Origin of the sequence: Massilia violaceinigra, assembly GCF_002752675.1 — a bacterium.
GTDB lineage: Bacteria > Pseudomonadota > Gammaproteobacteria > Burkholderiales > Burkholderiaceae_D > Telluria_A > Telluria_A violaceinigra.
In genome coordinates this window covers 7,003,588-7,025,713 of the sequence record NZ_CP024608.1, presented here as the reverse complement: position 1 = coordinate 7,025,713, position 22,126 = coordinate 7,003,588, and the positions used below count along the sequence as shown (strand labels likewise).

Annotated in this window: 9 protein-coding genes; all 9 read left to right on the top strand. The window is 66.8% G+C overall.

The window, feature by feature from the left end; translation table 11 throughout:
• Positions 1-113: 113 nt before the first annotated feature.
• Entirely contained in the window at positions 114-626 is a 513-nt protein-coding gene (locus CR152_RS30395) for a calcium-binding protein (protein ID WP_099881249.1), read from the top strand.
• A gap of 33 nt (positions 627-659) precedes the next feature.
• Complete coding sequence (locus tag CR152_RS34920; RefSeq protein WP_099881247.1) at positions 660-1,949, top strand: calcium-binding protein; 1,290 nt, start codon at positions 660-662, stop codon at positions 1,947-1,949.
• Positions 1,950-2,129: 180 nt separating this feature from the next.
• On the top strand, positions 2,130-4,919 hold the full coding sequence (locus tag CR152_RS30385; protein WP_099881245.1) for a calcium-binding protein: 2,790 nt from the start codon (positions 2,130-2,132) through the stop codon (positions 4,917-4,919).
• A gap of 148 nt (positions 4,920-5,067) precedes the next feature.
• The gene (locus CR152_RS30380; protein WP_157778846.1) at positions 5,068-7,905 is read left to right on the top strand and encodes a calcium-binding protein; all 2,838 of its coding nucleotides are present in this window, start codon (positions 5,068-5,070) and stop codon (positions 7,903-7,905) included.
• A gap of 147 nt (positions 7,906-8,052) precedes the next feature.
• Positions 8,053-10,914, top strand: a complete 2,862-nt coding sequence (locus CR152_RS33490) for a calcium-binding protein (RefSeq protein ID WP_157778845.1) — start codon at positions 8,053-8,055, stop codon at positions 10,912-10,914.
• A gap of 156 nt (positions 10,915-11,070) precedes the next feature.
• Positions 11,071-13,908: a calcium-binding protein gene (locus CR152_RS33485; RefSeq protein WP_157778844.1), complete on the top strand. Its 2,838-nt coding sequence runs from the start codon at positions 11,071-11,073 to the stop codon at positions 13,906-13,908.
• A 147-nt stretch (positions 13,909-14,055) separates the two neighbouring features.
• On the top strand, positions 14,056-16,857 hold the full coding sequence (locus CR152_RS30345) for a calcium-binding protein (RefSeq protein WP_099881234.1): 2,802 nt from the start codon (positions 14,056-14,058) through the stop codon (positions 16,855-16,857).
• A gap of 87 nt (positions 16,858-16,944) precedes the next feature.
• Complete coding sequence (locus CR152_RS30340; RefSeq protein ID WP_099881232.1) at positions 16,945-19,755, top strand: calcium-binding protein; 2,811 nt, start codon at positions 16,945-16,947, stop codon at positions 19,753-19,755.
• 164 nt (positions 19,756-19,919) lie between these two features.
• Positions 19,920-22,109: a calcium-binding protein gene (locus CR152_RS30335; RefSeq protein WP_099881230.1), complete on the top strand. Its 2,190-nt coding sequence runs from the start codon at positions 19,920-19,922 to the stop codon at positions 22,107-22,109.
• Positions 22,110-22,126 lie beyond the last annotated feature (17 nt).

The window sequence follows — 22,126 nt, the reverse complement described above, 5'->3', positions numbered from 1 at the left end:
ACAAGTAGCTTTCCGTCTGGACATGAGTAGTCCGGACAGGCATGATGGCAAACTGAGAATATTGCCAGGACTACTCGCTGGCTGTTCAGCTTCTTATCACCTCAAGGATCACCATGACGATTTCCCCTTCCACGATGCTGGCCCGTGCCGCGCTCGCTCCGACTCACCGCGCCAACGCCAGCGTTGTCCAGGGTGTCAGCCCGGCCGCGGGCCTGAAGTTGACCGGCACCGACGGCGCCGATCAACTGAGCGGCGATGTGCTCGATGACCACATCAATGGACTGGGCGGCGACGACACCCTCTCTGGTCTGGCGGGCAAGGATACCCTGTGGGGCGCCGCTGGCAACGATGTTCTCAGCGGCGGCGACGGCCGCGATAAGCTCGACGGTGGCGACGGCAATGACACGCTCGACGGGGGCGAGGGCGATGACAATCTGGTCGAGTGGAGCGGGGACAATCTGCTCAGCGGAGGCGCGGGCAACGACGTTATCCTCGGCGGGACCGGTAATGACACGCTCGACGGCGGCGCTGGCGACGACATCATCACCGTCGGGGTGACGACCTCGCCCTCGACGGCGACGGTGAGCGTCAGCGTCGCTGGTGGCGCGGGCAATGATGTCATCTGAATCAATCCCGAGCAGGCGACCAAAAGCGTGGGAATGTCGGGTGGCAGCGGGAGCGATATTTTCTATTTCGTTTACGGCAAACACGCCGAGCATGTGGTGATCGACGATTTCCAGGCCGGTATCGGCGGCGACCAGCTGGACATGTCCTGGGTGCCCGACGGTCTCGATAATCCATTCGGCGCCGCCGGCTACCTGCGCCTTGTCCAGAGCGGAAACGACACCTTGCTTCAGGTGGACGAGGACGGCGCCGCCGGCACCGTAGAGAGTTTTCATACGATCGCGACCCTGCGCGGGATCCTGGCCACGACCGTCCATGCCGCCAACGTCGTGCGAGGCAGCAGTCCCGATGGCACGGAAGGCACCCGGTATGTCGTGGGCACCACCGGCAATGACGTGCTCACCTTCGGCGGCCGTCAAGACACGATCTTCGGCGGCCTTGGCAACGACACCATCGCCAGCGGCTCCGGCAACGACGAGTTGAACGGCGGCGAGGGTAACGACCTGCTCGACGGCGAGTATGGCGACGACCTTCTGGTTGGCGGCACCGGCAATGACATCCTGAATGGCGGCCGTGGAAATGACAAACTGTTCGGCGCCGATGGCGACGACATCCTCACCGGTGGCGACGGTTCCGACACGCTCTCTGGCGGCAATGGCAACGACCAGCTGACGACGCGTTTCGGCGACACCATCCTCGACGGCGGCGCGGGTGACGACACCCTGGACGGCGGATTCAGCAATACCCAGATGAATGGCGGCAACGGCAATGACTATCTGAAAATTTACTCCTATACCGATAGCGGCCTGTTTGGCGGTAACGGACGCGACATTCTGCACATCAGCGTCGCGGAGGGGCGCGTGGTGGCGTCGGGCGGGGCCGACGACGATACCATCATCCTGCGCCGCGATATGGTGGCAAGCACCGTCGTCAACGCGAGCGGCGGAACGGGCGTCGATACGTACGAAATGCAGGGCGCAGGCCGTACCGGCAGCCTGATCGTGAAGGATTTCAGCGCCGGCGCCGGTGGCGACCGCATCGACCTGAAGGCCTTGTTCACGACGTCCATGCCGGGCGGCGACCCGCTGGCGGCGGGCATCGTCCGCTTCCTGCAAAGCGGCACCTCGACCCTGGTGGAGTTCGACCGCGATGGCGCGGCGGGCGCCGACACGGCTTATACGCTGATGACCCTGCAAAACGTCGTGGCGAGCACGCTGACCGCCGATAATCTCATTTACGCCAAAGCTCCGGCCGCCGCTGTCATGGCGCCGGTGCAACTGGTGGGCCTGGCGCCGCACCCCGTGGGCGATATCCACGCCGGCTAAGCACGCGCATGGCAAACCACGGGCCACGCCCCCGGTTGGGCCCGTGCTTGCCGGATCAATTGTTACATTTTATTTAAGTTGTTCATATCGACAAGATGACCCCACGCGGGCATGATACCGAGCTAACGATTGCCGTCGATCCGACGCCAGTGCCTCACTCCATCAAGCCCAAGGAATGTCATGACCCGCTCTGTTCCCGTACCGCCGTCCACCTCCCTTGATGCCAAACGCTTCGCGTTTGAATCGATCCCGTCCAGCGCCACCGTGCCGGTCATCATCATCGGCACCGAGGAGGACGACGTCCTGTACGGCAGCGCGGCCGACGAACGGATCGAGGGCCTGGGCGGCAACGACGATCTGCGCGGCGACGCCGGCAACGATACCTTGCTCGGCGGCGCCGGCGACGATGTCCTGGTCGGCGGCGCCGGCGCCGATTCCCTCGATGGCGGCGACGGCGACGACTATCTCGCCGCGCGCGCGGGCGACAACATCGTCTTCGGCGGCAAAGGCGCCGATGACATCCGCGTTGTCATCGGCGGCAGCAATACAGTCGACGCCGGCGAGGGCAACGACCGCATCGACATCGACTTCGACCCGATGGACAAAGCGAACACGTCCGTGATCCACGGCGGCGCCGGCGATGACGTTTTCGACCTCCACACCAACAGCAGTGCGCTGTCCAACGTGCTTGTGCATGGCGATGGCGGCAGCGATCTGTTCATCCTGACACCGGGCGGCGCCGGGCTGACGATCGCCGGCTTCGATCTCGGCGCCGGCGGCGACCGCCTCAACGTGGATGGGCTGATACCCGACGGGGTAAGCGCCAATCCCTTCGGCAAGGCGGGCTATCTGCGCCTCGTCCAGCAAGGCGCCGACACGCTGCTCCAGCGCGACGAGGACGGCGCGGCTGGCGTCCAGCATGGCTTCAAGACAACAATGGTGCTGGCCGGGGTGAATGCGGCCAGCCTGACCAGCGCCCACATCGTCGGCGACATCGATCCGAGCGGCGTGGTCGAAGGGCCGGTTCTGACCGGCACGGCGAGCGACGACGTTCTCGACGGCGGCAAGCGCGACGACCACCTGTATGGCCTGGGCGGACGCGACACCCTGCGCGGCGCCGACGGCGACGACTATCTCGACGGCGGCAACGAAGCCGGCGCCGGCGACGCGCTCGACGGCGGCAGCGGCCGGGATACCCTGCTCGGCGGCGACGGCCACGACGCCCTCCACGGCCAGTCGGGCGAGGACCTGCTCGACGGCGGCAGCGGCGACGACACGCTCGAGGGCGGCGATCACCGTGATGTGCTGGCGGGCGGCGTCGGCAATGACGAGCTCAACGGCGGGGCAGGCAACGATACCGTCGATGGCGGCGACGGCGACGACAAGGTGAGCGACTTCCTCTACTACTACGAAGCCCACCTCGACGGCGGCGACAATCTCCTGCGCGGCGGCGCCGGCAACGATGTGCTGAGCTCCGCGCAGCAGGGCGCTGACCTGCTCGAAGGCGGCAGTGGCAATGACACCCTGCACGGCGGCAGCGGCAAGGACACGCTCGACGGTGGCAGCGGCAAGGACCAGATCGAGGTGTCGACCCTGGACGCGAGCGCCGATACCACCGTGCTCGGCGGCGAGGGCGACGACACCATCATTTTCCTTCCGGGTAAGGGCGAGGAGAAAAGCCAGGTCACCGGCGGCGGCGGGCGCGACACCATCGCGTTCGCCAACGGCTGGCACGCGGAGCAAGTGATCGTGACCGACTTCCAGGCCGGCGCCGGCGGCGACCTGCTCGATCTGCGCGTTTACCTGGAGCAGTCCGGCAATCCCTTCGGCAGCAGCGGCTATCTGCGCCTGGTGCAGAGCGGGGCCGACACCTTGTACCAGTTCGATGCGGATGGTGCCGCCGGCGCAAGCTACGGCTTCCAGACGCTGGCCACGCTCAAGGGCGTGCAGGCAAGCCAGATCACGGCCCAGAATATCGCCTTCGGTTTCAATCCGGACGGCTCGCCCGGCACGGTGGTGGTCACGGGTACCAGCGGTAACGACAAGCTGGCCGGCAGCCCGGCCGACGATATCATCCTCGGCGGCGCCGGCCACGACACTCTGGAAGGCAACAGCGGCGCCGATGTCATGCGGGGCGACGAGGGCAACGATTCGATGGACGGCGGTGCCGGCAACGACGAGCTGTTCGGCGGCGCCGGCAGCGACTACCTCGCCGACTACCATGGGGATGACCAGGTCTACGGCGGCGACGGGGATGACGTGCTCCATGCCGGCTCCGGCCGCGACCTTCTTTCCGGGGGTAACGGCAACGACAAGCTCACGGCGTATGACGGCGACCACATGGCCGATGGCGGCGCCGGCAACGACACCTTGTCGGGAATGAATGGCAACATGCAGCTGAGCGGCGGCAGTGGCGACGACGTGCTCTCGATCGACGGTACCGGCAACCACGGCCTGTTCGGCGGCAGCGGGCGCGATGTGCTGCGCATCGTCTCGCAACAGGCCGCCACGCCCAGCCGCGTCGTCGCCAGCGGCGGCAGCGGCGACGACACCATCGCCGTGTTGCGCTATGCCGGCAACACCGACATCACCGCCACCGGCGGCGCGGGCGTCGATACCTATGAACTGAGCGAAAGCGGACGCCTTGGCACCCTGACGATCAAGGACTTCACGGCCGGCGCCGGCGGTGACCGTGTCGACGTGACCGCCCTGTTCAGCGCCTCCATGCCGGCCGGCGACCTGTATGCCAGCGGCGTGCTGCTGCTGATCCAGCGCGGCAGCGCGGCCCAGGTGATGCTCGACCTGGACGGCACGGCCGGCGCCGACAGCGCCTACCTGCTGGCCACCATGCCCGACGTGGTGGCCGCCGACCTGAAGGCCAACATCGTCTACGCCGCTGCACCGGCCGCAGCCGCCATGGCGCCGGTCGAGCTGGTGGGCCTGGCGCCGGACCATCTCCAGCCCGGCTAAGCCAGCGCCGCGTGGCGCGCACGGAAACTGTTACATTTCGTTTAAGGTGTGCATATCGACAAGATTGCCGCACCTTGGCATGATGAGAAGTTGAACACTGCCGTCCGACGGCCGGCAGTGCCTTCTTCCATCACGCCCAAGGAATGTCATGACCCGTACCGTGTCCGCACCGCTGTTCCCATCGACTGACGCCAGGCGCTCCGCCGGCGACGCCATTCCGTCCGCCAGCAGCGCCGCCGTGCCCGTCAAGATCACCGGCACCGAGGGCAACGACACCCTCGACGGCACCGCCGCCGACGAACTGATCGATGGCCTCGGCGGCAACGACTATATCCGCAGCGACTACGGCAGCGACACCATGTTCGGCGGCGCCGGCAACGATACCTTGCTTGGCGGCACCGGGAGCAATGTCCTTGAGGGCGGCGATGGCGACGACGTGCTCGCTCCGTACAGTGGCAACAGCACCGTACTCGGCGGCCAGGGCGCGGACCGCATCCGCGTTCAAACCGCCGGCAGCAACAACAGCGTCGACGGCGGCGAGGGCAACGACACGATCCGCGTCTCGTTCACCTGGACCGAAATGCCCAGCAAGACCGTGCTCCATGGCGGCGCGGGCGACGACCTGATCGAACTGTACATGTCGCCCGCTCCCGCGGCGACGGTGCTCGCCTACGGCGACGGCGGCAGCGATCTGTTCGCCGTGTCGGGCAGCGGGAACGTGACCATTGCCGATTTTGTCAGCGGCGCCGGTGGCGACCGCCTCAACGTGGACTCCATGATGCCCACCCCATCGGGCTTCAATCCCTTCGGCAAGGCCGGAATGCTGCGCTTCATCCAGCAAGGCGCCGACACCTTGCTCCAGCAGGACGACGATGGCGCGGCCGGCAGCGCGTATGGCTTCGAGACGGCGCTGGTGCTGGCCGGGGTGAACGCGGCCAGCCTGACGAGCGCCAATATCGATGGCGACATCGACCCGACCGGCGTGATCGAAGGGCCGGTCCTGACGGGCACGGCCGGCAACGACACCCTTGATGGCGGCAAGCGCAATGACAGTATGTACGGGCTGGGCGGACGCGATGTGCTGCGCGGCGCCGACGGCGACGACCTGATCGATGGCGGCGACGAGAGCGGCGCCGGCGACTGGCTCGACGGCGGCTACGGCAACGACACCTTGCTCGGTGGCGAGGGCGACGATTTTGTGTCCGGCATGATCGGCAGCGACCTGCTGGACGGCGGCAACGGCAACGATTCCCTGAGAGGCGGCGACCACAGCGACACGCTGTCCGGCGGCGCCGGTAACGACGACCTCAACGGCGAGGGCGGCAACGATACCATCGATGGCGGCGACGGCGACGACGTCCTGACCGACTACGCCGGGGATAACAGCGCTTTTTACAGCGGCGACAATATTCTGCGCGGCGGCGCCGGCAACGACCAGATGGGCGCCATGTACTGGGGGCGCGACCTGCTCGAGGGCGGCATCGGCGACGACACCCTGTCCGGCGGCAGCGGCGCCGATACGCTCGACGGCGGCAGCGGCAACGATGTCTTCGAGCTGCTGGTCCAGCACGGCGACGCCGACGCTACCTTGCTGGGCGGCGACGGCGACGACACCTTCCAGTTCTTTCAGGGCGGGTGGCGGGACAAGTACCAGCTGACCGGCGGCAGCGGGCGCGATACCATCTCCTTCCTCAGCGGCTGGCATCAGGAATTGGTGACCGTGACCGACTTCCAGGCCGGCGCCGGCGGCGACGTGCTGGAGATGGACTACATCCAGCTGGAAGCGGGCAACCCGTTCGGCAGCGCCGGCTACATGCGCCTGGTGCAGAGCGGTCTTGATACCTTGTTCCAGTTCGACCGGGATGGCGCCGCCGGCACAGCCTACGCCTTGCGGACCACGGCGATCCTCAAGGGCGTGCAGGCGAGCCAGCTGACCGTGGCCAATTTTACCCATGGCATCAATCCGGACGGCTCGCCGGGATCGCTGACCGGCACCAGCGCTGACGACAAGCTGTGGGGCGGCGCGAGCGCCGACACCATCACCGGCGCCGCCGGCCAGGACACGCTGCACGGCAACGGCGGCGACGATCTGGTGCAGGGAGACGATGGCAACGATTACCTGTACGGCGGAGCGGGCGTCGACCGCGTCGAGGGCGGCGCCGGCGACGACTGGGTGGACGGCGATATCGGCGACGACGTGCTGCTGGGCGGCGCCGGCAACGACCATCTGACCGACAGCAGCGGGAACGACCAGCTCCATGGCGGCGACGGCGACGATGTGCTGAGGTCCGGCTACGGCAATGACCTGCTGTCCGGCGGCAACGGCAACGACACGATCAACATGTCTGGCGGCGACAGTGTGGCCGACGGCGGCGCCGGCAACGATACCGTGAGTGCCTCCAATGGCGACATGCAGATCAATGGCGGGAGCGGCGACGACATGCTGCGGATCCAGGGCAGCGGCAACAGCGGCCTGTTCGGCGGCAGCGGGCGCGACGTGCTGCAGATCGATTCGGAACTGTCCGCCACGCCGTGGCGCGTGGTGGCCGGCGGCGGGCTTGGCGACGACATCATCAAGGTCGTGCGCAATATCGGCAATACCGCCATCACCGCCACCGGCGGCGAGGGCGTCGATACCTATGAACTGAGCGGCGCCGGGCGCCTGGGAACCCTGACGATCAAGGACTTCATGGTCGGCGCTGGCGGCGACCGCGTCGATGTCAGCGACCTGTTCAGCGCCGCGATGCGGGCGACCGACCCGTACGCCGCCGGCGTGCTGCTCTTGGTCAAGAACGGCACCTCGACGGTGATCGCGCTCGACCGTGACGGCAAGGCGGGCGCCGATACGGGCTACGTGCTGGCGACCGTGGAGAACGTCACGCCGGCCAGCCTGAAAGCCAATATTGTCTACACCGAAGCGCCGGCCATCCCCGCGGCGGCGGTCGAACTGGTGGGCCTGGCGCCGCTCGAGACGCACCTGGTCTAGACAGCGGCGCGTGGCGCGTAAAGAAATTGTTACATTTCATCCAAGGTGTGCATATCGACAAGATTGCCGCACCTTGGCATGATGAGAAGTTGAACACTGCCGTCCGCCGGCCGCCAGTGCCTACTTCCATCACGCCCAAGGAATGTCATGACCCGTACCGTGCCCGCACCCTCGTTTTCATCGCCTGAAGCCCGGCGCTTCGCCGCCGACGCCATCCCGACCGCCGCCGTGCCGGTCAAGATCGCCGCCATCGCCGTGCCGGTCAAGATCACCGGCACCGAGGGCAACGACGCCCTGAACGGCACCGCCGCCGACGAACTGATCGATGGCCTCGGCGGCAACGACGCTATCCGCAGCGACTACGGCAGCGACACCATGCTCGGCGGCGCCGGCAACGATACCCTGCTTGGCGGCAGCGGCATCAATGTCCTCGATGGCGGCGACGGCGACGACGTGCTCAGTCCGTACAGCGGCGACAGTACCGTTATCGGCGGCAACGGCAACGATGACATCGGGGTTCAAACCGCCGCCAGCAACAACAGCGTTGACGGCGGCGAGGGCAACGACAGGATCACCGTCTCGTTCACCTGGAGCGAAACGCCCAGCAAGACCGTGCTCCACGGCGGCGAGGGCGACGACGTGATCGAACTGCACATGTACTCCGCTCCGGCGGCGACGGTGCTCGCCTACGGCGACGGCGGCAGCGATCTGTTCGTCCTCTCGGGCAGAGCAAATGTGAGCATCGCCGGCTTCGTCACAGGTGACGGTGGCGACCGCCTCGACGTGGATTACCTGACGCCCGGCGTGCCAGGCTACAACCCCTTCGGCAAGGCCGGCGTGCTGCGCTTGCTCCAGCAAGGCGCCGACACGCTGCTCCAGCAAGACTACGATGGCGCGGCCGGCACCCAATATGGCTTCGAGACGGTCCTGACCTTGAGCGGGGTGAATGCGGCCAGCCTGACGAACGCCAATATCGAAGGCGACATCGACCCGACCGGCGTCATCGAAGGCCCGGTCCTGACGGGCACGGCGGGCAACGATACCCTCAATGGCGGCGAGCGCAACGATCATTTGTACGGGCTGAGCGGCAGCGACGTCTTGCGCGGTTTCAACGGCAACGACTATCTCGATGGCGGCGACGAATACGGCGTGGGCGACTGGCTGGACGCCGGCGACGGCAGCGACACCGTGCTTGGCGGCGAGGGCAACGATTCCCTGTTCGGCATCGCGGGCAATGACCTGCTCGACGGCGGCAACGGCAACGATTCCCTCAATGGCGGCGAGCACAGCGACACGCTGTCCGGCGGCGCCGGCAACGACGACCTCAACGGCGCGCAGGGCGACGATATCCTCGACGGCGGCGACGGCGACGACCTGGTGACCGACTGGGCCTACGTCTTCGACGGCGGCTACTACTACAGCGGCAACAATATCCTGCGCGGCGGGGCCGGCAACGACACATTGAGCGCCATGCGCGACGGCAGCGACCTGATCGAGGGTGGCAGCGGCAACGACAGCCTGACCGGCGGCAGCGGCAAGGATACGCTCGACGGCGGCAGCGGCAACGATGTCATCGCGCTGCTGGTCCAGGAAGGCGTTGGCGCGGCCATCGTGCTGGGCGGCGACGGCGACGATACCGTCGACGTCCATGCGGGCTGGTCCCAGGAAAAGTACCAGGTGACCGGCGGCAGCGGACGCGACACCATCTCCTTCCGCGGCGGCTGGCATGAAGAACAGATCACCGTCACCGACTTCCAGGCCGGCGCCGGCGGCGACGTGCTCATGATTGACTACACCCAGCAGGAAGCCGGCAACCCGTTCGGCAGCGCCGCCTACATGCGCCTGGTGCAGAGCGGTCTCGATACCCTGTTCCAGTTCGACCGGGACGGCGCCGCCGGCACTGTCTACGGCTTTCGGACCATGGCCACCCTGAAGGGCGTGCAGGCGGGCCAGCTCAACACGGACAATTTTACCCATGGCATCAATCCGGACGGCTCGCCGAGCGGGCTGACCGGCACCAGCGGCGACGACAGGCTGTTCGGCGGCGCGAATGCCGACACCATCATCGGCGCGGCCGGCCATGACACCCTGCAAGGCAACGGCGGCGACGATCTGCTGCGTGGCGACGACGGCAACGATTACCTGGACGGCGGCGCCGGCGTCGACCGCGTCGATGGCGGCGCCGGCGACGACACGATCAGCGGCGGCGACAACGATGACGTGCTGCTTGGCGGCGCCGGCAACGACCGCCTGAGCGACGGCGGCGGGGACAATCAGTTGTATGGCGGCGACGGCGACGATGTGTTTTACGCCGCTTACGGCAAGGCCATCCTTGCCGGCGGCAACGGCCACGACGATGTGACGATGTATGGCGGCGACCATGTGGCCGACGGCGGCGCCGGCAACGATACCGTGTATGCCGGCAATGGCGACATGCAGATCAACGGCGGGGCCGGCGACGACAAGCTGTCGGTCTACGGCACCGGCAACAGCGGCGTGTTCGGCGGCAGCGGGCGCGACGAGCTGAGCATCGCCTCCGAACTGTCGGCCATGCCGGCGCGCGTGGTCGCCGGCGGCGGGCTGGGCGACGACACCATCAAGGTGGTGCGCTACACCGGCAATACCGAGATCACCGCCACCGGCGGCGAGGGCGTCGATACCTATGAACTGAGCGGCGAAGGACGCCTGGGAACCCTGACGATCAAGGATTTCATGGTGGGAGTTGGCGGCGACCGCTTCGATGTCAGCGACCTGTTCACCGCCGCGATGCGTGCCGGCGACCCGTACGAGGCCGGCGTGCTGCTGCTGGTCAAGCGCGGCGCCTCGACCCTGATCGTGCTCGACCGTGACGGCAAGGCGGGCGCCGATACGGCTTACGTGCTGGCGACCGTGGAAAATACCACGCCGGCCAGCCTGAAAGCCCATATTGTCTACACCGAGCCGGCGGCCACCCCCGCGGCGGCGGTCGAACTGGTCGGCCTGGCACCGGTCGACATGCAGCTCGGCTAAACATCGGCTAAACATCGGCGCATGGCGCGCGCAGGCTGTTACATTTTGTTTAAGGTGGATGGATGGACAAGATTGCCGCGCGGCGCCATGATAGCAAACTGAAAACTGCCGTCCGACGGACGGCAGTGTCCTCTTCTATCCGCCTCAAGGAATCTCATGACCCGTTTTGTCCCCGTACCCCCATCTCCCTCCCTCGATGCCAGGCGCGTCGCGTTTGAAGCGATCCCGTCCGCCACAAGTGCGCCTGTCCACATCATCGGCACCGAGGGCGACGACGAACTGTACGGCACCGCCGCCGATGAACTGATCGAGGGCGCCGGCGGCGATGACAGCGTCGAGACCACTGGCGGCAACGATACCGTGCTGGGCGGCACTGGCAACGATGGGCTCAGAGGCTCCGGCGGCAACGATTACCTCGATGGCGGCGATGGCGACGACTGGATCGCTGCCTACGCGGGCGACAATACGGTCCTCGGCGGCCGCGGCGCCGATAGCATCCGTATTGAAACCGCCGGCAACAACAGCATTGATGGCGGCGAGGGCAATGACCAGATCGACGTCGATTTCGTTGCGGGAGACACGCCGGCGGCGACCGTGGCCCATGGCGGCGCCGGCGATGACGCTTTCATCGCCAGGGTGTTCGACGCTTCCCTGACCAAGGTCGTCTTGTACGGCGACGCCGGCAGCGATCTGTTCTCCCTGATTGATGGCAGCGCCAACCTGACGGTCGCCGACTTCGATACCGGCGCCGGCGGCGACCGCCTCAACGTGGACTACCTGGTCCCGAACATGGGCACCTACAATCCCTTCGGCAAGGCGGGCGTCCTGCGCCTGGTCCAGCAAGGCGCGGACACGCTGCTGCAGCGTGACGCCGACGGCGCGGCCGGCACGGCGTATGGCTTCGAGACGGCGCTGGTGCTGTCCGGCGTGAACGCGGCCAGCCTGACCAGCGCCCACATCGACGGCAACTTCGATCCGAGCGGCCTGAGCGAAGGCCAGGTCGTGAGCGGCACGGCGGGCGACGACACCCTCGACGGCAGCAGGCGCGACGATCAGATGTACGGCCTCGGTGGGCGCGATGTCCTGCGCGGCGCCGACGGTAACGACTATCTCGAGGGCGGCGACGAAACCGGTCCCGGCGACCGGCTCTATGGCGACTGGGGCCAGGACACCCTGAACGGCGGCGCGGGCGACGACGCGCTGTACGGTATGGAAGGCAACGACCTGCTGGAAGGCGGCGGCGGCAACGACAGCCTCAATGGCGGCGAACACGGCGATACGCTGTCCGGCGGCGCCGGCAACGATTCGCTCGTCGGCGCGCAAGGCGACGATAGCCTCGACGGCGGCGAGGGCGACGACAACCTCACCGACTATGTCTGGACCAGCGACGGCTACTTCGACGGCGGCACCAATATCGCGCGCGGCGGCGCCGGCAACGACGTGCTGGGCATCCATGGCACGGGCGGCGACCTGCTCGATGGCGGCAGCGGCGACGATTCCCTGTACGGCGGCAGCGGCCAGGATACGCTCGATGGCGGCAGCGGCAACGACCATCTCGAGGTAATAGCCCAGAACGCGATCGCCGACACGGCCGTGCTGGGCGGCGACGGCGACGACACCATCGCGTTCCAGTCGGGCCGGGCCCAGGACACGATCCGGGTCACCGGCGGCAGCGGGCGCGACACCATCGCGTTCATCGGCGGCGGGCACGAGGAGCAGGTGAGCGTGACCGACTTCCAGGCCGGCGCCGGCGGCGACCTGCTCGACATGCGCTTTTATCAGGAAGGGAGCGGCAATCCCTTCGGCAGCGCCGGCTTCCTGCGCCTGGTGCAAAGCGGCGCCGACACCCTGTACCAGTTCGATGAGGACGGCGCCGCCGGCAGCATCCACGGCTTCCGTACGTTGGCCACCCTCAAGGGCGTGCAGGCAAGCCAGATCGGCGCGCAGAATATCACTTTCGGCTTCAACCCGGACGGTTCGCCCGGCACGGTGGTGCTCACGGGTACCAGCGGGAACGACAAGCTGGTCGGCAGCCCGATCGACGACACCATCATCGGCGGCGCCGGCCAGGATACGCTGGAAGGCAACAGCGGTGACGATGTCATGCGCGGCGACGATGGCAACGACGCCCTGAACGGCGGCACGGGCGCCGACCGCGTCGATGGTGGTGCCGGTAACGACACGCTGGAAGGCGGTGGCGGCAACGATGCGCTGTTCGGTGGCGCCGGCAACGACTACGTGACCGACGCTCACGGGGACGATCAGGTCCACGGCGGCGATGGCGACGACGTGCTGTATCTCGGCCACGGCAGCGACATCCTTTCAGGCGGCAACGGCAACGACAAGATCACGGTGTACTACGGCGACCACGTGGCGGACGGCGGCGCCGGCAACGACACCGTGACTGGCGAGAATGGCAACATGCAGCTCAACGGCGGTAGCGGCGACGACGTGCTGTCGATCGACGGCATCGGCAATCACGGCCTGTTCGGCGGCAGCGGGCGCGACGTGCTGCACATCGTCTCGGACCTGTCCGCCACACCCGGCCGCGTGGTGGCCAGCGGCGGTACCGGCGACGACACCATCAAGCTGGTGCGCGAGACCGGCAACACCGAGGTCACCGCCACCGGCGGCGAGGGCGCCGATACCTATGAACTGAGCGGAATCGGACGGCTGGGCACCTTGACGATCAAGGATTTCACGGTCGGCGCGGGCGGCGACCGCTTCGATGTCAGCGACCTGTTCAGTGCATCGATGCGGGCCGGCGACCCGTACGAGGCCGGCGTGCTGCTGCTGGTCAAGCGCGGCGCCTCGACCCTGATCGTGCTCGACCGTGACGGCAAGGCGGGCGCCGATACGGCCTACGTGCTGGCGACCGTGGAAAACGCCACGCCGGCCAGCCTGAAAGCCCATATTGTCCACACCGAGCCGGCGGCCACCCCGGCGGCGGTCGAACTGGTGGGCCTGGCCCCGGCCGACATGCAGCTCGGCTAAACATCGGCGCGTGGCGCGCGCGCAATCTGTTACATTTTCTTTAAAGTAGATATATGGACAAGATTGCCGCGCGGCGCCATGATAGCAAACTGAAAACTGCCGTCCGCTGGACGCCAGTGTCCTCGTCCATTTACCTCTAGGAATATCATGACCCGCTTTTTTCCCGTAGCGCCATCCTCATCGCTGGACGCCAGGCGCGTCGCGCCTGCGTCGATCCCGTCCGCCACCGATGCGCCGGTCCACATCGTCGGCACCGAGGGCGACGACGAACTGTCCGGCACCGAGGAGGTTGACCTGATCGAGGGCCTCGGCGGCGATGACGCCATCAGTGCAAGCGGCAGCAACGACACCGTGCTCGGCGGCGCTGGCAACGATTGGCTGTGGGGGGGCACGGGCAACAATGTCCTCGATGCCGGCGATGGCGACGACTGGATCTCTGCGTATAAGGGCGGCAATACCGTCATCCTCGGCCGAGGCAACGATGGCATGCGCCTGTTTGAAACCAGCGGCAACAACACCCTTGAGGGCGGCGAGGGCGATGACAAGATCTACATCAGTTTATCCCGGGCAGACACGGCGGTCACCACCGTGGCCCATGGCGGCACCGGCAATGACCTTCTCGAAGTCTCGGGGCCCAGCTCAACTGGCCTGGCCAACATCGTCTTTTACGGCGACGCCGGCAGCGATGTGTTCTCCGTGGCCAATGTGGGTAGCCCGAACCTGACGGTCGCCGACTTCGATATCGGTGCCGGGGGCGACCGCCTCAACGTGGACTACATGATCACCGGCTACCCGTCGCAATCGGCCAATCCCTTCGGCAAGGTGGGCATCCTGCGCTTGGTCCAGCAAGGCGCCGACACGCTGCTCCAGCGCGACACCGACGGCGCGGCCGGCACGGCACATGGCTTCGTGACGGCGATGGTGCTCGCCGGCGTGAATGTGGCCAGCCTGACCAGGGCTCACATCGACGGCAACTTCGATCCGAACGGCGTGAGCGAGCTGACCGGCACGGCGGGCAACGACACCCTCGAGGGCAGCAGTACCGACGATCAGATTTACAGCCTCGGCGGACGCGATGTCGTGCACGGCGGCCGGGGGCGCGACTACATCGAGGGCGGCGATGAAATCGGTGCCGGCGACTGGATCGACGGCGGCTTGGACGGTGACACGCTGATCGGCGGCGGGGGCGACGACACGCTGTACGGCATGCGCGAGAAGGACTTGCTGGAAGGCGGCAGCGGCAACGATTCGCTCGTCGGCGGGGAAGGCGACGATACGCTCGACGGCGGCGACGGCGACGACAACGTGAGCGACGGCTACAGCAGCGACATCGAGTACGACAGCGGCAGAAATATCGCGCGCGGCGGCGCCGGCAACGACGTGCTCGATATCCATGGCGAGTATGGCGACGTGATCGATGGCGGCAGCGGCGACGACAGCCTGTACGGCGGCACCGGCCAGGATACGCTCGACGGCGGCAGCGGCAACGACGTGTTCTACCTGAACGATTATGACGAGCGCATCTCCGACAAGATCGTGCTGGGCGGTGACGGCGACGACACCATCGGGTTCGAAGGGGGCTATTCCCACGAAACGTTCCGGGTCACAGGCGGCAGCGGGCGCGACACCATCACGTTCATCGAGGCCGGCCGGTCCTACCAGAACGTGATCGTGACCGATTTCCAGACCGGCCCCGGCGGCGACGTGCTCGACGCGCGCTTTAAACAGAACGAGAACGGCAATCCGTTCGGCAGCGCCGGCTACCTGCGCCTGGTGCAGAGCGGCGCCGATACCCTGTACCAGTTCGATGAGGACGGCGCCGCCGGCACCGAATACAGCTTCCGTACGCTGGCCACCCTCGAGGGCGTGCAGGCTAGCCAGATCGGCGCGCAGAATATCGCCTTCGGCTTCAACCCGGACGGTTCGCCCGGCACGGTGGTGCTGACGGGTACCAGCGGGAATGACAAGCTGGTCGGCAGCCAGATCGACGACATCATCATCGGCGGCGCCGGCCAGGATACCCTGGAAGGCAACGGCGGTAACGATGTCATGCGCGGTGATGACGGCAACGATGCCATGAAAGGCGGCGACGGTACCGACCGCCTCGAAGGTGGCGCCGGGAACGATACCATCGCCGGGGGGGGCGACGGCGACGAGCTGTTTGGAGGCGCCGGCAACGACCATCTGAGCGACGGTGGCTCGGACGACGATCAGATCTACGGCGGCGACGGCGACGACGTGCTGGAAGGCCGCTACGGCGGCGGCAGCTATTCGGGCGGCAACGGCAACGACACGCTCACGATGACTTACGGGGCCCAGGTGGCCGACGGCGGCGCCGGCAACGACACCTTGACCGCCAGTGATGGCAATAATATTCAGCTCAACGGCGGCAGCGGCGACGACGTGCTGACGTACTACGGCCCCGGCAACAGCGGCCTGTTCGGCGGCAGCGGGCGCGACGTGCTGAACATCAATTCGGAACTGTCCGCCACGCCGTGGCGCGTGGTGGCCGGCGGCGGGCTTGGCGACGACATCATCAAGGTCGTGCGCAATACCGGCAATACCGCCATCACCGCCACCGGCGGCGAGGGGGGCGATACCTATGAACTGAGCGGCGCAGGACGGCTGGGCACCCTGACGATCAAGGATTTCATGGTCGGCGCGGGCGGCGACCGCTTCGATGTCAGCGACCTGTTCACCGCCGCGATGCGGGCCACCGACCCGTACGCCGCCGGCGTGCTGCTGCTGGTCAAGAACGGCAGCTCGACCGTGATCGCGCTCGACCGTGACGGCAAGGCGGGCCCGGACACGGGCTACGTGCTGGCGACCCTGGAGAACGTCACGCCGGCGAGCGTGAAAGCCAATGTTGTCTACACCGAGACGCCGGCCACTGGCGCGGCGGCGGTCGAACTGGTGGGCCTGGCACCGGTCGACATGCAGCTCGGCTAAACATCGGCGCGTGGCGCCACGATATCAAACTGGACACTGCCGTTCGACGGACGACAGTGTCCTCCATCATCTACCTCAAGGAATATCATGACCCGCTTTTTTCCCGTAGCGCCATCCTCATCGCTTGACGCCAGGCGCGTCGCGCCTGCATCGATCCCGTCCGCCACCGATGCGCCGGTCCGCATCGTCGGCACCGAGGGCGACGACCAACTGTACGGCACCGAGGAGGTTGACCTGATCGAGGGCTTGGGCGGCGATGACGCCATCGAGGCGAGCGGCAGCAACGACACCGTGCTCGGCGGCGCTGGCAACGATTGGCTGTGGGGGGGCACGGGCAACAATCTCCTCGATGGCGGCGATGGCGACGACAGGGTTTCTGCGTACAAGGGCGGCAATACCGTCCTCCTCGGCCAAGGCAACGATGAGGTGCGCCTGTTTGAAACCAGCGGCAACAACACCATTGATGGCGGCGAGGGCTATGACAAGATCTACGTCGTTTTATCCACGGCGGCGACGCCGGTGACGACCGTGGCCCATGGCGGCGCGGCCGATGACCGTCTCGGCGTCTCAGGGTCCGACCGAAATGCCCTGGCCAACGTCGTCCTGTACGGCGACGCCGGCAGCGATGTGTTCGCCCTGGAAGGGAAGGGCAGCCCGCGCCTGAGCATCGCCGACTTCGATACCGGTGCCGGGGGCGACCGCGTCAACGTGGACTACATGATCCCCTCTTCCGTGCCGCAAGGCGTCAATCCCTTCGGCAAGGTGGGCATCCTGCGCTTGGTGCAGCAAGGCGCGGACACGCTGCTCCAGCGCGACGCCGACGGCGCGGCCGGCACTGTCTACGGCTTCGAGACGGCGCTGGTGCTCGCTGGCGTGAATGCGGCCAGCCTGACCAGGGCCCACATCGACGGCAACATCGATCCGCACGGCCTGAGCGTCGTGACCGGCACGGAGGGCAACGACACCCTCGAGGGCAGCAGTACCGACGATCAGATTTACGGCCTCGGCGGACGCGATGTCGTGCACGGCGGCTACGGTAACGACTACATCGAGGGCGGCGACGAAACCGGTGCCGGCGACTGGATCGCCGGCGGCTTGGGCAAGGACACCCTGAAGGGCGGCGCTGGCGACGACAATCTGTACGGCGAGCGCGAAGCCGACTTGCTGGACGGCGGCAACGGCAACGATACACTCGTCGGCGGGGAAGGCAACGATACGATTGACGGCGGCGACGGCGACGACGACCTGAACGACGGCTCCGGCGGCGGCGACCTCGACTACGACGCCGGCAGAAATACCGTGTACGGCGGCGCCGGCAACGACTTGCTGAGGATCGATGGCCGGTACGGCGACCTGCTCGATGGCGGCAGCGGCGACGATACCCTGGTCGGCGGCAACGGCAGCGATACGCTCGACGGCGGCAGCGGCAACGACTGGTTCGAGATGAGCACCTATAACACCTACGACTTCGTCTCCGACACGATCGTGCTGGGCGGTGACGGCGACGACACCATCGCGGTCGCAGGGGGCATGTCCGCGGAAAATTTCCTGGTCACCGGCGGCAGCGGGCGCGACACCATCGTCTTCACCGACGCCGCGGATAGCTACGAGAAGGTCATCGTGACCGATTTCCAGGCCGGCCCCGGCGGCGATCTGCTCGACGCGCGCTTTGAGCAGAAAGAGAACAGCAATCCGTTCGGCAGCGCCGGCTACCTGCGCCTGGTGCAGAGCGGCGCCGATACCCTGTACCAGTTCGATGCGGACGGCGCCGCCGGCACCGAATACAGCTTCCGTACGCTGGCCACCCTCAAGGACGTGCAGGCGAGCCAGATCGGCGCGCAAAATATCATCTTCGGCTTCAATCCGGACGGTTCGCCCACCACGATGGTACAGACCGGCACCAGCGGCAACGACAAGCTGGCCGGCAGCCAGATCAACGACACCATCATCGGCGGCGCCGGCCAGGATACCCTGCAAGGCAACGGCGGTAACGATGTCATGCGGGGTGATGACGGCAACGATGCCATGAACGGCGGCGAAGGCAGCGACCGCGTCGACGGCGGCGCCGGGCACGATACCATCGTCGGTGGTAACGGCAGCGACGAGCTGTTCGGTGGCGCCGGCAACGACCATCTGAGCGACGGTGGCGGGGAGGTAGATCAGGTCTACGGCGGCGACGGCGACGACGTGCTGGAAGGGCGCTACGGCGGCGGCAGCTATTCGGGCGGCAACGGCAACGACACGCTCACGATGACTTACGGCACCCAGGTGGCCGACGGCGGCGCCGGCAACGACACCTTGGTTGCCACGGATGGCTATAATATTCAGCTCAACGGCGGCAGCGGCGACGACGTGCTGACGTACTATGGCCCCGGCAACAGCGGCCTGTTCGGCGGCAGCGGGCGCGACGTGCTGAACATTGTCTCGGACGTGTACCTCACGTCCAGCAGTGTGGTGGCCGGCGGCGGGGCTGGCGACGACACCATCAAGCTACTGCGCAACGCCGCCAACATCCAGGTCAACGCCACCGGCGGCGAGGGCGTCGATACCTATGAACTGAGCGGCGCAGGACGCCTGGGCACCCTGACGATCAAGGATTTCATGGTCGGCGCGGGCGGCGACCGCTTCGATGTCAGCGATCTGTTCACCGCCGCGATGCGGGCCACCGACCCGTACGAGGCCGGTGTGCTGCTCTTGGTCAAGAACGGCAGCTCGACCGTGATCACGCTCGACCGTGACGGCAAGGCGGGCGCCGAGACGGGCTATGTGCTGGCGACCCTGGAGAACACCACGCCAGCGAGCGTGAAAGCCCATATTGTCTACACCGAGACGCCGGCTACTTCCGCAGCGGCGATTGAGCTGGTCGGTCTGGCACCGGTCGACATGCAGCTCGGCTAAACATCGGCTAAACATCGGCTAAACATCGGCGCGTGGCGCGCGCGCAATCTGCTGCATTTTTTTAAGATGGATTGGCAAGATTGCCGCGCGGCGCCATGATTTCAAACTGGACACTGCCGTCCGACGGACGGCAGTGTCCTTGTCCATCTACCACAAGGAATAATATGCTCCGCTCAATTCCCGTACCGCGATCCCCCTCCCTCGATGCCAGGCGCGTCACGTTTGAATCGATCCCATCCACCAACGATGAGCCTGTCTACCTTGTCGGCACCGAGGGCAACGACACCCTCGTCGGCACCGCGCACAACGATCTGATCGAAGGCCTCGGCGGCAACGATCATATCCGCAGCGACGACGGCCGCGACACCCTGTTCGGCGGGCACGGCAACGATACCTTGCTCGGCGGTAGCATGCGAGACTACCTCAATGGCGGCTGGGAGGACGACCTTCTCGACGGCGGCGATGAGATCGGCGCCGGAGACGAGCTCAGCGGCGGCAATGGCAACGATACCCTGCTCGGTGGCGGGGGCGACGACGACCTGTTCGGCGCGATCGGCAACGATGCGCTGGACGGCGGCGACGGCAACGACGAGTTGTATGGTGGCGAGCAGCATGACGCGCTCTCCGGCGGCGCCGGTGACGATTATCTCGACGGCGACGAAGGCAACGATACCCTCGATGGCGGCGACGGCGACGACGTCTTGTCGGACTACGACTGGGGCAGATACGAGAGCACCTTTTTCGGCGGCGACAATATTCTGCGTGGGGGCGCGGGCAACGACAAGCTGAGCGCCATGTTCCCGGGCACCGACCTGATGGAGGGCGGCAGCGGCGCCGATACACTGACTGGCGGCAGCGGCAAAGATACGCTCGACGGCGGCAGCGGCAACGATCTCATCGAGTTGCGGTTCGAGAAAGGCATCGCCGACACCATCGTGCTGGGCGGCGACGGCGACGACATGATCAAGTTCAGCCCGGGCGCGCCGCAGGACAAGTACCGGGTAACCGGCGGCAACGGGCGCGACACCATCCTCTTTGACGGTGGCGGCCATCGGCAACAGGTGAGCGTGACCGATTTCCAGGCTGGCGCTGGCGGCGATATCCTCGATTTCGATCTGGTCTACGTCCCGCCAGGTACAGCCGACCCGTTCCGCGCAGGCTACCTGCGCCTGGTGCAGAGCGGTGCCGACACCCTGTTCCAGTGGGATGGGGACGGCGTTGGCGACGGCTTCGACTTCCGGACCGTCGCCACCCTCAAGGACGTACAGGCGAACCAGGTTAGCGCGCACAATTTTGGCCGTGGCCTCGATCCGGACGGTGCGCTGCCCCCGCTGGTGCTCACGGGTACCAGCGCCGACGACAAACTGTCCGGCGGCGGGAGCGCCGACACCATCGCCGGCGCCGCCGGCCAGGACACCCTGCACGGCAAGGGCGGCGACGATCTTCTGCGGGGCGACGACGGCAACGATTACCTGGACGGCGGCGTCGGCGTCGACCGCGCCGATGGCGGCGCCGGCGACGACACGATCACTGGCGGCAAGGACGATGACGTGCTGCTTGGCGGCACCGGCAACGACCGCCTGAGCGACACCAGCGGCGACGACCAGTTGTACGGCGGCGACGGCGACGATGTGCTCCACGCCGCTGGCGGCAAGGACATCCTTTCCGGCGGCAGCGGCAACGACGATGTCACGATGAATGGCGGCGACCATGTGGCCGACGGCGGCGCCGGCAACGATACCGTGCACGGCGCCAATGGCGACATGCAGATCAATGGCGGCAGCGGCGACGACATGCTGCGGGTCCAGGGCAGCGGCAACCACGGCCTGTTCGGCGGCAGCGGGCGCGACGTGCTGCAGATCGATTCGGAACTGTCCCCCACGCCGTGGCGCGTGGTGGCCGGCGGCGGGCTTGGCGACGACACCATCAAGGTCGTGCGCAATACCGGCAACACCGCCATCACCGCCACCGGCGGCGAGGGCGTCGATACCTATGAACTGAGCGGCGCCGGCCGCCTGGGCACCCTGACGATCAAGGATTTCGTGGTGGGGCTTGGCGGCGACCGCGTCGATGTCAGCGACCTGTTCACCGCCGCGATGCGGGCCACCGACCCGTACGCCGCCGGCGTGCTGCTCTTGGTCAAGAACGGCACCTCGACCGTCATCGCGCTCGACCGTGACGGCAAGGCGGGCGCCGATACGGGCTACGTGCTGGCGACACTGGAGAACGTCACGCCGGCCAGCCTGAAAGCCAATATTGTCTACACCGAGACGCCGGCCACCACGGCCATGGTAGCGCTGGAACTGGTCGGCGTGACAGACGGCGCAACAGACGGCGCAGCCTTCGTCGCCTAAGCCTGCTGCAATGACAG